The organism is Streptococcus macedonicus ACA-DC 198, assembly GCA_000283635.1.
GTDB classification, from domain to species: domain Bacteria; phylum Bacillota; class Bacilli; order Lactobacillales; family Streptococcaceae; genus Streptococcus; species Streptococcus macedonicus.
Window position 1 is genome coordinate 2,116,597 of the sequence record HE613569.1, and the last position, 13,438, is coordinate 2,130,034.

Consider the following 13,438-nt stretch of genomic DNA (forward strand, 5'->3'; position numbering starts at 1 on the left):
TTTTAGAAATTAATGTACTGAATAGTTTGGTGCTTCATTTGTGATTTGAACATCATGTGGGTGACTTTCAATTAAACCAGCACCTGACATCTCAACAAACTGAGCTTTTTCGTGAAGTGCTAAAATATCCTCAGCCCCAACATATCCCATACCAGCGCGAATACCACCAAGCATTTGGAAGACAATATCAGCCACAGCACCTTTGTAAGCTACACGACCTTCGATTCCTTCTGGAACAAGTTTATTAGCTTCATTGACTGAACCTTGGAAGTAACGGTCGTTTGAACCTTTTTTCATAGCTGCAATTGATCCCATACCACGGTATGTTTTAAATTTACGGCCTTGGTAAATTTCAGTTTCACCTGGTGCTTCATCTGTACCAGCAAACATAGAACCAAGCATTACAGCATTACCACCTGCTGCCAAAGCTTTAACAATATCACCTGAATATTTGATGCCTCCATCAGCAATGATTGTTTTGCCATATTCACGTGCAACAGCTGCTGCATCATAAATAGCTGTAATTTGCGGAACACCAACACCTGCTACGACACGTGTTGTACAGATTGAACCAGGACCGATCCCGACTTTAACAACATCGACACCAGCTTCGTAAAGCGCACGAGCTCCTTCTGCAGTAGCAATATTACCAGCAATCAATGTACGTTTTGGGAAGTGTTGACGAATTTCAGCAATTTTACGAAGAACACCTGCTGAATGCCCGTGTGCAGTATCAATAACAATGGCATCAGCACCAGCTTCAAAAAGTGCTTCAGCACGTTCAAAGGTATCTGATGTAACACCCACAGCCCCTGCAACTAAAAGACGACCAAATTCATCCTTAGCAGCATTAGGGAATTCAATAACTTTTTCAATATCTTTGATAGTGATAAGACCTGACAAACGTCCTGCTTCATCGACCAAAGGAAGTTTTTCAATACGGTGTTCATGAAGAATACGTTCAGCAGTTTCCAAATCAGTTCCAACAGGAGCTGTAACCAATTTTTCACTTGTCATATGTTTAGAAATTGGTGTGTGATAATCTGAAATGAAACGCATGTCACGGTTTGTGATAATCCCTACTAATTTACGATTTTCAAGAGTTTCAACGATTGGAACACCACTAATATGATAACGTTGCATCAATTCTTCTGCTTCTGAAACAGAATGCTTAGGTGTTAAGAAGAAAGGATCAATAATAACACCATTTTCTGAACGTTTTACTTTACGAATTTCTTCAGCTTGTTCTTGAATAGACATGTTTTTATGAACAACACCGAGCCCCCCTGCACGTGCAATTGCAATCGCCATTTTACTGTCAGTTACAGTATCCATAGCAGCTGTCACGATAGGAATGTTCAATGTCAAATTTTTTGCAAGTTTTGTTTGCATGTTAACTTCGTTTGGAAGAACATGACTTTCAGCAGGAATAAGTAATACGTCATCAAAAGTGTAACCTTTTTTCAAAAATTTAGTGTCCCAATTTGACATTAAATAACCCTCTTTTCTATGTATTTGTAGGGAATTTTAACCCCCAGCTCATTTTTTATTGTTACTATAATAACACGCCAAAATCATTTGTCAATAAAATAAATTCAATTTTTTTCCAAATTACCTTTAAAAAAACATGGTATTTTCTACCTATTATTAGACTGATTATTTTTGTAATTCTCATTTAAAACAAATGCTTTTCAACAAATAAAAACTCTAAAGTGAAAATTGTTACTTTAGAGTTTCGCTTCACTTTATTTAGAAGTAATTGATTCCCATAGCAGCTTTAACTTCTGAAAGTGTTTGACCAGCAACTTCACGCGCTGCTTCACTTCCTTTTTCAAGCATACGGAATACTTCACCCATGTCTTTTGCGTATTCTAGGCGGCGTTCACGGATTGGCGCCAATTCACGTTCAAGAATATCAAGCAAATAACGTTTTGTTTTGACGTCACCAAGACCTCCACGTTGATAGTGTTCTTTCATAGCTGAAATGTCATCTTGATCTTCTTCACGTCCGAAAATATCAAGATAATGGAAAACCATATTTCCTTCAATTTGTCCTGGATCTTCAACACGAACATGATTAGGGTCTGTGTACATGCTCATTACTTTTTTACGAACAGTATCAGCATCATCAGACAAATAAATACCATTTCCAAGAGATTTAGACATTTTAGCATTACCATCTAACCCTGGTAAACGACCAGCTGCTTCATTTTCAGGAAAAATACCTTCTGGTTCAACCAAAACATCTGTTTTATAAGTATGATTGAAACTGCGAACGATTTCACGTGTTTGTTCAATCATTGGTTTTTGGTCATTTCCAACTGGCACATAATTCGCTTTAAAAGCTGTAATATCCGCAGCTTGAGAGATTGGATACACCAAAAATCCTGTTGGAATTGAACTTCCAAACCCTTTTTGCGCAATCTCTGTTTTTACAGTAGGATTACGTTCCAAACGTGCTAATGATACCAAGTTCATGTAGTACATGGTTAATTCAGCTAATTCAGGAATTTGACTTTGAATGAAAATCGTAGATTTAGCTGGATCAAGCCCTACTGATAAGTAGTCCAATGCTACATCTCCAACTGATTCTCTGATAATTTCAGATTCCTTAGCGTGGTCTGTCAAAGCTTGTTGGTCTGCCAAGAAAACAAACATATCGTATTTGTTTTCATTTTGCAATAACACACGATTTTTTAAACTGCCGACATAGTGTCCTAAGTGCAACTTACCAGTTGGACGGTCACCTGTCAAAATAATTGGTTTTACCATTCTATCACCTCAAAATTAATTTCAAATTAAAACAACCCCACGTAGCTAAACTACGTGAGGGCGTTATTAATACGCGGTACCACCTCAATTGATAGAAAATTTTCTACCATCTCTTACCACTATTAAAAGTTCACAGATAAATGTAAACATTATTTTCATTATATACATCAGCCCATTCATGCAAGGGTACTACTGATTTTCAGCACCATCAGCTCTCTAAAAGTACGCGTTTACATTACTCTTCTGAATCCTCTTCATTTTATGAAATTCTAGAAACTTTGTCAAGCTAATAGCTATTTTCCTAGGAAATTCTCGCTTTCTTAGAAAGAATAATTATACAGTTTCTTCAGGAATTTCTTTTTAATAAAATTAAAAAATGAGAATTATGCATTGTGATTAACTTTCTCTCACATAAATCTTGACGAGTATCTTCTTCTTTGCAATAATAGAATCGTTTGTTATAAAGAAGAGGGTTATTATGAAGAAAAAATTAATTGATTTTGGGCTTGTTACACTAGGAGCCTTTATTGCCGCTATCGGTTTTAACAGTTTTTTTTTAGAGAATCACATTGCATCTGGCGGGGTTGTTGGTTTAGCTGTTAGTTTGAAAGCTTTATTTGGTTGGAATACTGGGAATTTTGTTATGATTTCAAATTTTCCACTCCTTATAGCTTGCTGGCTTTTCCTAGGAAAAGAGACATTTGTAAAAACCGTTTATGGGTCATGGATTTATTCTATTTTTGTTAAACTAACTGAAGGTGTGCCAAATTTAACAGACAATCCTTTATTAGCTGCGCTTTTTGGAGGTATTGTTTGTGGTTTTGGTTTAGGAGTTGTCTTTTGGGGAAATTCTTCAACAGGTGGAACAGGAATCATTACCCAAATTCTCCATAAATACACACCACTTCCTCTTGCCGTTGCAATGACAATTGTTGATGGTTGTAGTGTTGCGATGGGATTTGTCGCCTTTGATATTGACACAGTTATGTACTCTATTATTGCATTGATTACGATTGGTTATGTCGTTAATAGCATGCAACTTGGAGTCACTTCATCACGAAATATCATGATTGTTTCGCCTAAAAATGATTTAATCAAACATTATATTTCTACAAAAGCAGACCGTGGGGTCACTGAAATTCCAGTTACTGGTGGTTATTCAGGTGAAAATCATACCATGCTAATGACAACTGTTTCTCATCAAGAAGTCCCTCGTTTAGAAAAAAATATCCAAAAAATTGACGAAACTGCCTTTATCGTCGTTATGCCTGCTACACAAGTTATGGGACGTGGATTTAGCCTCAAAAAATACTATAAACTTGACGAAAAAGACATCATTTTACCAATGTAATGCAAAGCCCCGCTTTCTCTGATTGAAAATTGGGGCTTTTTCATGTACAATGAAGTTTAGATAAATAAATTGAGGTGACAATGTGTTAACAGTTTCAGACGTCTCACTACGTTTTAGTGATCGTAAATTATTTGACGATGTCAACATTAACTTTACAGCAGGTAATACTTATGGACTTATCGGTGCTAATGGCGCTGGTAAATCAACATTCTTGAAAATCTTAGCAGGAGATATTGAACCATCAACTGGTCATGTAGCTCTTGGACCAGATGAACGTCTATCAGTTCTTCGTCAAAATCACTTTGACTACGAAGAAGAGCGTGTGATTGACGTTGTTATCATGGGAAATGAAAAACTTTACAGCATCATGAAAGAAAAAGATGCTATTTACATGAAAGAAGATTTTTCTGAAGAAGACGGCGTCCGTGCTGCTGAACTTGAAGGAGAATTTGCAGAGCTGGGTGGTTGGGAAGCTGAAAGTGAAGCTTCACAATTACTCCAAAACTTGAACATTCCTGAAGATCTCCACTATCAAAATATGAGCGAACTTGCTAACGGTGATAAGGTGAAAGTCCTTCTTGCTAAAGCCCTTTTTGGTAAGCCAGATGTACTTCTTCTTGACGAACCAACCAACGGTCTTGATATTCAATCTATCTCTTGGTTAGAAGATTTCTTGATTGACTTTGAAAATACTGTTATCGTCGTTTCCCATGACCGTCACTTCTTGAATAAAGTATGTACGCACATGGCTGACCTTGATTTCGGTAAAATCAAACTCTTCGTTGGTAACTATGACTTCTGGAAAGAATCATCAGAATTGGCTGCACGTTTGCAAGCTGACCGCAACGCTAAAGCCGAAGAAAAAATCAAACAATTACAAGAATTCGTTGCTCGTTTCTCTGCCAATGCCTCAAAATCTAAACAAGCCACATCTCGTAAGAAAATGCTTGATAAGATTGAGTTGGAAGAAATTGTTCCATCAAGTCGTAAATATCCATTCGTGAAATTTAACGCCGAACGTGAAATTGGAAATGACCTATTGACGGTCGAAAATCTTTCAGTTACAATCGACGGTGAAAAGATTCTAGATAATATTAGCTTCATTCTTCGTCCAGGTGATAAGACTGCCTTTATCGGACAAAATGACATCCAGACAACCGCGCTTATCCGTGCCCTTATGGACGATATTGACTACGAAGGCACTGTCAAATGGGGTGTCACAACCAGTCAATCTTATCTTCCAAAAGATAATTCACGTGACTTTGCCTCTGGTGAATCAATCCTTGAATGGCTTCGCCAATTTGCTTCTAAAGAAGAGGACGATAACACATTCCTTCGTGGATTCCTTGGACGCATGCTTTTCTCTGGTGACGAAGTTAACAAATCAGTTAGCGTATTGTCAGGGGGAGAAAAGGTGCGCGTGATGCTCTCTAAACTCATGCTCCTCAAGTCAAATGTTCTTGTCCTTGATGACCCTACTAATCACTTAGATTTGGAATCTATTTCAAGCCTTAACGATGGTTTGAAAGACTTTAAAGAATCAATCATCTTTGCCAGTCATGACCATGAATTTATTCAAACCCTAGCTAACCACATCGTTGTTATTTCTAAGAATGGTGTTATCGACCGTATCGACGAAACTTATGATGAATTTCTTGAAAATGAAGAAGTTCAAACCAAAGTTAAAGAACTCTGGAAAGATTAATCTATTAATAATTTCCCGACGTTTATACAAACTTTACAATATATAGAAAAGAAACAGGTTGGGATAAGCTATCTCAACCTGTCTTACTAAAGCTATGACATTAAAATCTTTAAAACGAAATATTAATACTCTTTACTACTTAGCAGCATTTGCTCTGCCATTTCTTATCTTATTTTTCGCCTTATTGTCTGAAGATATTTCATTCAATAGTGACACGACTATTTTAGCTAGTGACGGTTTCCACCAGTATGTCATTTTTGCTGAAAATCTACGAAATATTTTACATGGTTCAGATAGTATTTTTTACACTTTTACGAGTGGTTTGGGACTAAACTTCTATGCTCTTATTAGTTACTATCTAGGAAGTTTCTTCTCGCCTTTCGTTTATTTCTTCAGTCTAAAGAGCATGCCTGATGCTATTTATATCTTTACATTACTGAAAGTTGCTTGTATGGGATTAAGTTGTTTTTATAGTCTCAGACAACTCTACCCTAAAGTACTGAAACCTTTCAGCATCGTCTTATCGACTTCTTATGCATTGATGAGTTTTGCTATCAGCCAAATTGAAATTAATATGTGGCTTGATGTATTCATTCTTTTGCCTTTAATCATTTTAGGAATTAATCGCTTATTAGGTCAGCAAAAATTCATCCTTTATTACCTAAGTTTAACGATTCTCTTTATCCAAAACTATTATTTTGGATACATGGTTGTTATCTTTTTAATTCTTTATTTCCTTGTTCAATTAACTAAAGAATTTAAATGGAAAGTCATTCTACGAAAATTTATTGACTTTACAGTTGTGTCAATCTCTGCTGGTCTCTCTAGCTGCATCATGCTGCTACCAACTTACTTAGACCTATCTACACACGGTGAGGAATTTTCTAAGTTTACAGAGTGGTTCACAGATGCGTCATGGTTCTTTGATATATTTGCTAAGAATTTTGTTGGCTCTTATGACACAACAAAATTTGGTTCTATTCCGATGATTTACGTGGGAATTTTCCCATTGATATTAGCTATTATTTTCTTTACGATTAAATCAATCAGGTGGCAAACTCGTTTAGCTTATGGCATAATGCTTGCTCTCATTGTTGCTAGTTTTTATCTTGAACCATTAAACCTTATCTGGCAAGGTATGCATTCGCCAAATATGTTTCTTTACCGCTATTCTTGGACATTCTCTATTCTTATCATCCTATTAGCAGCTGAAACATTATCTCGTTTAAAAGAATTAACACTCAAGCAATATCTTATTGGGATTATTCCTTTAGCTCTTGGATTTATTGTTACAGTGTCGTTCCAAAGTCATTATGACTTTTTAGAACCTTCGCAAGTCATTATCACCTTTGCTTTCTTAGCTGCTTATGCTATTATACTCATCAGTTATGTAAATAAGTATCTATCATTTAAACTCTTTGTCAGCTTTACACTTATCTTTACAATTTTTGAAATATCATTAAATACTTATTATCAAATTGCAGCCCTTGATAGCGAGTGGGTCTTTCCTTCTCGACAAAGTTATAATCGTAATTTGACAGATATTGACAAACTTGTCAACGAAACACAAGAACTGAATACTACTTTCTATCGTACCGAAGAATTGTTACCTCAAACTGGCAATGACAGTATGAAATATAATTACAATGGTATCTCTCAATTTTCATCTATCCGAAACACGACCTCTAGTAGCACATTAGACCGGCTTGGCTTTAAATCAACAGGGACTAATCTCAACCTTCGCTACCAAAATAATACCTTGCTGATGGATAGTTTATTTGCTGTGAAGTATAATCTTTCTGAAACTAGTGTTGATAAATTTGGTTTCAATTATGTTGATGGTTCTGGCAATGTGTCACTTTATGAAAATCAATATGCTAGTCAACTAGCTATTTTAACGAATGGTATTTACAAGGGTATTGACTTTGGTGTCAACACGCTTGACAACCAAACTAATTTTATCAATAACTTGACAGGATTATCTGAGAAATACTTCGCACGTTTAGCTTCTCAACTAACAGGTGGTGCTAATTTGCTTAATAACCGAGTCACCACTACAAATGATGGTCAGTTGACAACAAGTGCTACTTATCAAGTCACTGTCACTGCTAATACTCAACTTTATGTAAGTGTCCCTAACATTACTTTCTCTAATGATAATAGTGAGTCTGTTCAAATTACAGTTAATGGAAAAACGACAGAATACACAACCGATAATGCTTACAGCTTCTTTGACCTTGGTTACTTTGAAGAAGGACAAACGCTTAACATCACATTTACTTTCCCTGAAAATAGGCAAGTTTCCTTCAATCAACCTAATTTTTATACTTTAGATTTAACAAGTTATCAAAAAGCTATGGCGATTATTGACAATCCAGACGTTACCGTTACAACTGATAAAAATACCGTTACTGCTATTTATAAAGCAGACGAAGATAGTTCATTATTCTTCACCATTCCATATGATAAAGGATGGACAGCTACACAAAACGGGAAAAAACTTACGGTTTCAAAAGCGCAAGATGGTTTTATGAAAGTTGATGTAAAAGCTGGTGAAGGTAAAGTAACGTTAACTTACATCCCAAATGGTTTTAAAGAAGGAGCTTACCTATCCATATTAGGAATCATCCTTTTCCTTGCTTATATGATTGCACGAAGAAAGTATCATTTCAGGATAAAAGCAGGCTAAAATTTAGCCTGCTTTATTTTTAGGTATAAAAAAATCCTAAGTTAACTTAGGAAGGTGTCTTATCACTCCGGCAGTAGGACTCGAACCTACGACATCATGATTAACAGTCATGCGCTACTACCAACTGAGCTATGCCGGATAAAGAAAAAAACTGCTAGGCAGTAGTTTATAGTCCGTACGGGATTCGAACCCGTGTTACCGCCGTGAAAAGGCGGTGTCTTAACCCCTTGACCAACGGACCAGAAGCTTTAAGGATTTCTCCTCAACACTAATACTATTATATCAGATATTTTTTTCTTTGTCTATAGTTTCTTTCAATTTTTTTACAAAAATTATCGGTAAAAAATGTAAAAGCCACGTAGTAAAATGAAGTGCAACAAAAAAGACATATTCGTCTGATATACTAGAATCCCAAAACTCAGTATAGAAAGGCGATGAACATGTCCCAAATTCATTCTACCAAAAAGTCTCGTTATTCTCACTTATCACCCTCTGAGCGAGGTGAAATTAGTGCCTATTTGAAGATGGGGAAAAACCTGCTGAGATTGCCCGTCTATTAGGGCGAAATCGTTCGACAATTACCCGTGAGATTAAGCGTGGCACAGTAACACAAGTCCAAAATAAAAATGGAAAACAAATTTATTATCAAACCTATTTCGCTGACAGTGGTCAACGTATCTATGAAGAAAATCGGAAAAAGAGTACCTACCTGAAATTAAAGCAGTGCTCTCTGACTTTCTTTGAAAAACTAGATAAGGCTGTTAAGTCCAATGTTCGTCGACATAGTGTAGATACGTTTGTTCACGAATACAAAGAGGAACAGCCAACAGAAACCATTCCTTCAACGAAGACATTATATCGCTATATCGCAGCTTGTTTTATTTCTATCAAGCCAATAGATTTACCGAAGATGGTGAGTATCAGAAAGCGGTCTAAATATAAAACAACAGTCAATAAGAAGCCCCTTGGAAAATTTATTAAAGAGCGTCCAGAAACGATTAATAACCGTTCTGAGTTTGGACACTGGGAGATTGATCTAGTTCTCGGTCAAAAGACCAAAGGAGAGGCTGTTATCATGACCTTGGTCGAACGTCAAACACGATTTGCCTTGGCGTGTAAGCTACCGAATAAACAAGCAGAAACCATCAATGAAGTTGTAAAAACTCTTGGCTGAACACCCGATTACTTCTATCACATCAGATAACGGCTCTGAATTCAGTCGCTTAGCGGATTTAGAAGAGGTTGATATTTCCTTCGCCCATCCTTATTCCTCTCATGAAAGAGGAACAAACGAGAATTTTAACGGTCTTTTGAGAGAATTTCTCCCTAAAGGACAATCTTTCAACTCATTAACCGAAAAGGAACTCGTACATTATATCGAAGCTATCAATGAGAGACCTAGACGACTTCATCATTACAAGACTGCAAAATTTCTGTTTGGGCTAGCCCAAACAACCTAACAATGGAATACTAGCCTATTCAAGAACTTGTTTCACTTGACTTGACAATGTGCTAAAAAATATAAAACAGTCAAATCACAAAAAATAGTTATCAAAATAGGATTTATAGGTATTTTTTATAAAAAATGATTAGCAGAAATTCACACTATTTCTTGCTTACTTCCTAATCATGATTTATTGTTATGAGTTGATTTTTAGTTGACAGCATAGTCGATATTTTGATAGAATGATTAAGTTGATATGGTCTCATAGCTCAGCTGGATAGAGCATTCGCCTTCTAAGCGAACGGTCGCAGGTTCGAATCCTGCTGGGATCAAATCTCAAGTCGGCTCAAAGCCGGCTTTTTTTATTTTTAACAAATGTTACAAATGAAACAAAGCAACTAAAAAAGAGTAGTAAGAAGACATGGTAAATTAACTCCTTTACTACTCTTTTTATTACTTCACTACAAGCTAAATTACTTGTGATAAGGGCTTCCTTGTTGAATCATAAAAGCACGGTAAATTTGTTCTGATAGAACTAAACGCATTAATTGATGAGGTAGGGTTAATGAACCAAAACTCAAGCACAGATTAGCACGTTTTTTGACCTTATCTGCTAAACCAAGGCTTCCTCCAATCACAAAAACAATATCAGAATAGCCTCTTAATGTCGCATCAGCAATAACTTGACTAAAAGCTTCAGAAGATAGTTGTTTTCCCTCGATGGCTAGGACAATAACATAATCACGCTCTGAAATCTTTGCTAGGATGCGTTCGCCCTCTTTTTCCATAATTTGCTGATTTTGTGCAGCACTAGCATTATCTGGTGTTTTTTCGTCTGCTAACTCGACAATTTCAAATTTTGTAAAACGACTCATGCGCTTACCATATTCGACAATACCATCTTTTAAATACTTTTCTTTTAATTTTCCAACAGCGATAATTTTTACTTTCATAGCTCCATTTTACCACATATTCACAAGCTTTTCACACCTTATCCACATGTTCATAAACCATTAACATGGATTTTAATAGCTTTGAATCAGGATTTTTTCACATTTTAAAAAAGTTTTCCACAGGTTGTGTATTACTTTCTTTTTTTTTACTTTTAAGGTATAATTAAGTCAATTTTTATATGCTACTCAAGAAAAATGGGAGGTAGAGACGTGAAAAAAATAAAATTACCAAATTTACCCAAATTGCCAAAATTTAATTACAAAAATTGGTTAAAACCATTGGGTGTCATTTTAGTCGGCTTTATAGCTGGTGTCGCAGGTACAATACTCGTCCTAAATATGGCAGGTATTTCAATCACTAACGTCGGTGGTTCAAGTACAAAAACAACAACAAGTAGCGTAAGCTATTCTAACTCTAACGATACAACAAAAGCTGTGGAAAAAGTTCAAGACGCAGTTGTATCTGTTATTAACTACAAATCAGACTCGTCGTCTTCTACAAGTGACCTCTACAATCAATTCTTTGGCAATGATTCAGACAGTAGTAGCGATTCAAGCTCTACAGATGATTTGACTGTTTACAGTGAAGGTTCTGGGGTTATTTACAAAAAAGATGGTGATTCTGCTTATGTCGTCACTAACAATCACGTTATTGATGGGGCTGAACAAATTGAAATCATGCTTGCTGATGGAACAAAAGTTGTTGGTGAGCTAGTCGGAGCAGATACTTATTCAGATATTGCCGTTGTCAAAATTTCTTCTGACAACGTATCTACAGTTGCTGAATTTGCCGATTCTGATAAATTAACTGTCGGTGAAACTGCTATCGCTATTGGTAGCCCACTCGGTACTGAATATGCTAACTCTGTAACACAAGGTATTGTCTCAAGTCTTAGCCGTACAGTAACCATGACAAATGATGATGGTAAAACTATCTCAACAAATGCTATCCAAACGGATGCAGCGATTAACCCAGGTAACTCTGGTGGTGCTTTAATTAACATTGAAGGACAAGTTATCGGTATCAATTCAAGTAAGATTTCATCTACATCAAGTTCTGGTGAATTTGTCGAAGGTATGGGATTTGCCATTCCATCTAACGATGTTGTATCCATTATTAACCAATTGGAAGAAAATGGGCAAGTTATCCGCCCAGCACTTGGTATTTCAATGGTAAACTTGAGCGACCTTTCAACAAATGCAATTGCTCAACTTAACATTCCAACAAGTGTAACAAGCGGTGTCGTTGTGGCGGCTGTTCAATCTGGTATGCCAGCTGAAGGTAATCTCGAACAATATGATGTCATCACAGCTATTGACGACAAAGAAGTAACATCTACTTCAGATCTTCAAAGTATCCTTTATACTCATTCTGTTGGTGACTCTGTCAAAGTAACCTTCTACCGTGGAACTGATAAGAAAACAGCCACAATTAAATTAACTAAGACAACACAAGATTTATCTTCCTCAAACTGATAACAAATAATAACTAATGAAAATGAAGCTGAGCATTCCTCAGCCTCATTTTTTAAGGATAAAAGACTTATGCCTGAAACACTCACATTAATCAAAACTGAAAATATCTCACCTAATCCCTACCAACCCCGTTTAGAATTTAAACAAGAGGAGCTAGAAGAACTAGCACGTTCGATTAAAACTAATGGGCTTATTCAGCCGATTATCGTCCGAGAATCAACTGTCTTTGGTTATGAGCTTATTGCTGGTGAAAGACGTCTAAGAGCCTCAAAAATGGCAGGTTTAACCGAAATTCCTGCTATCATAAAAAATATCTCCAATCAGGAGAGCATGCAGCTGGCTATCGTTGAAAATTTGCAACGTTCTGATTTAAATCCAATCGAAGAAGCAAAAGCTTACCAGCAGCTTCTGGAAAAAAATCAAATGACCCATGAAGAATTAGCACAATTTATGGGAAAATCTCGCCCCTACATTACCAATTGTCTCAGATTACTTAACCTTCCTAAAAGTCTCTCTGATTCCGTTGAAAAAGGTGAGCTGTCTCAAGGACACGCGCGTGTTCTTTTAACCCTTAAAAATGTGGAAGATCAAGAGAAGTGGTATCAAAAAATTCTGACAGAGGATATTAGCGTTAGAAAACTTGAACATTTACTAAAACCTGCTAAAAAGAAAAAAAATCGTCCCAAAAAGAAAGATATTTTCGTTCGAAATCAAGAAGAAGAATTGACCAAACAGTTAGGACTTCCTGTTAAAATTACCATCTCTAAAACTGGCACAAAAGGAGAGGTGAGTTTACATTTTCAATCTGAAGAAGACTTAAACAGAATTATCAACAAGCTAAAATAGCTTGTTGATTTCTTTTTTATTTTTCACAGTTTTCCACAGAAAAAACAGTTGATAATCCCATGTTTTATCTCACTTTCTTTGTTTTCCACACCCTGTGGAAAACTTTCGTAAACAATGTGGATTTTTTATTTCCACCCTTGTGGAAAACTTTTATTTTTTATGTTAGAATAGGTATTGAATTATCCACAAAAAGGAAACTACT

At 36.1% G+C, this 13,438-nt stretch carries 8 protein-coding genes, 3 tRNA genes, 1 pseudogene and 1 other annotated feature; of the genes and pseudogenes, 7 read left to right on the plus strand and 5 right to left on the minus strand.

The genetic code is table 11. The annotated features are described in order from the left end of the window. Positions 1 to 9: 9 nt before the first annotated feature. Together guaB and trpS are read right to left on the minus strand one after the other, a co-directional pair. Positions 10 to 1,491, minus strand: coding sequence for an IMP dehydrogenase (gene guaB / locus SMA_RS10485; RefSeq protein WP_014295507.1), 1,482 nt, complete (start codon positions 1,489 to 1,491; stop codon positions 10 to 12). Positions 1,492 to 1,749: 258 nt separating this feature from the next. Continuing rightward, positions 1,750 to 2,772, minus strand: coding sequence for a tryptophan--tRNA ligase (gene trpS / locus SMA_RS10490; RefSeq protein WP_014295508.1), 1,023 nt, complete (start codon positions 2,770 to 2,772; stop codon positions 1,750 to 1,752). Between the two features lie 53 nt (positions 2,773 to 2,825). Next, positions 2,826 to 3,033, minus strand: a binding site (T-box leader). Between the two features lie 217 nt (positions 3,034 to 3,250). Between trpS and SMA_RS10495 the strand changes: the two genes are divergently transcribed. The 3 genes from SMA_RS10495 (at position 3,251) to SMA_RS10505 (ending at position 8,517) form a co-directional block, all read left to right on the plus strand. After that, the gene (locus tag SMA_RS10495) at positions 3,251 to 4,123 is read left to right on the plus strand and encodes a YitT family protein (RefSeq protein ID WP_014295509.1); all 873 of its coding nucleotides are present in this window, start codon (positions 3,251 to 3,253) and stop codon (positions 4,121 to 4,123) included. Positions 4,124 to 4,205: 82 nt separating this feature from the next. After that, the gene (locus SMA_RS10500) at positions 4,206 to 5,828 is read left to right on the plus strand and encodes an ATP-binding cassette domain-containing protein (protein WP_014295510.1); all 1,623 of its coding nucleotides are present in this window, start codon (positions 4,206 to 4,208) and stop codon (positions 5,826 to 5,828) included. Between the two features lie 94 nt (positions 5,829 to 5,922). Then, positions 5,923 to 8,517, plus strand: a complete 2,595-nt coding sequence (locus SMA_RS10505) for a YfhO family protein (RefSeq protein WP_014295511.1) — start codon at positions 5,923 to 5,925, stop codon at positions 8,515 to 8,517. A gap of 65 nt (positions 8,518 to 8,582) precedes the next feature. Here the strand turns inward: SMA_RS10505 and SMA_RS10510 are convergent. Together SMA_RS10510 and SMA_RS10515 are read right to left on the minus strand one after the other, a co-directional pair. Further along, a tRNA-Asn gene (locus tag SMA_RS10510) sits at positions 8,583 to 8,656 on the minus strand. 30 nt (positions 8,657 to 8,686) lie between these two features. After that, positions 8,687 to 8,758, minus strand: a tRNA-Glu gene (locus SMA_RS10515). A 199-nt stretch (positions 8,759 to 8,957) separates the two neighbouring features. Between SMA_RS10515 and SMA_RS11250 the strand changes: the two are divergent. Continuing rightward, positions 8,958 to 9,977, plus strand: a pseudogene (locus SMA_RS11250) (IS30 family transposase). A 242-nt stretch (positions 9,978 to 10,219) separates the two neighbouring features. Continuing rightward, a tRNA-Arg gene (locus SMA_RS10530) sits at positions 10,220 to 10,293 on the plus strand. 141 nt (positions 10,294 to 10,434) lie between these two features. Here SMA_RS10530 and rlmH read toward each other — a convergent pair. Continuing rightward, positions 10,435 to 10,914: a 23S rRNA (pseudouridine(1915)-N(3))-methyltransferase RlmH gene (rlmH, locus tag SMA_RS10535; protein ID WP_014295514.1), complete on the minus strand. Its 480-nt coding sequence runs from the start codon at positions 10,912 to 10,914 to the stop codon at positions 10,435 to 10,437. Positions 10,915 to 11,157: 243 nt separating this feature from the next. Here rlmH and SMA_RS10540 point away from each other — a divergent pair, with 243 nt between their 5' ends. Both SMA_RS10540 and SMA_RS10545 read left to right on the plus strand, forming a co-directional pair. Continuing rightward, positions 11,158 to 12,390: a S1C family serine protease gene (locus SMA_RS10540; RefSeq protein WP_307777631.1), complete on the plus strand. Its 1,233-nt coding sequence runs from the start codon at positions 11,158 to 11,160 to the stop codon at positions 12,388 to 12,390. Positions 12,391 to 12,459: 69 nt separating this feature from the next. Further along, a complete protein-coding gene (locus SMA_RS10545) occupies positions 12,460 to 13,236 on the plus strand; it encodes a ParB/RepB/Spo0J family partition protein (RefSeq protein WP_014295516.1) in 777 nt (258 codons plus the stop codon). Positions 13,237 to 13,438: the final 202 nt, after the last annotated feature.

Coding starts and splice junctions, on each gene's coding strand:
- guaB (WP_014295507.1), bottom strand. CDS start 1,491: ATGTCAAATTGGGACACTAAATTTTTGAAAAAAGGTTACACTTTTGAT.
- trpS (WP_014295508.1), bottom strand. CDS start 2,772: ATGGTAAAACCAATTATTTTGACAGGTGACCGTCCAACTGGTAAGTTG.
- SMA_RS10495 (WP_014295509.1), top strand. CDS start 3,251: ATGAAGAAAAAATTAATTGATTTTGGGCTTGTTACACTAGGAGCCTTT.
- SMA_RS10505 (WP_014295511.1), top strand. CDS start 5,923: ATGACATTAAAATCTTTAAAACGAAATATTAATACTCTTTACTACTTA.
- rlmH (WP_014295514.1), bottom strand. CDS start 10,914: ATGAAAGTAAAAATTATCGCTGTTGGAAAATTAAAAGAAAAGTATTTA.
- SMA_RS10545 (WP_014295516.1), top strand. CDS start 12,460: ATGCCTGAAACACTCACATTAATCAAAACTGAAAATATCTCACCTAAT.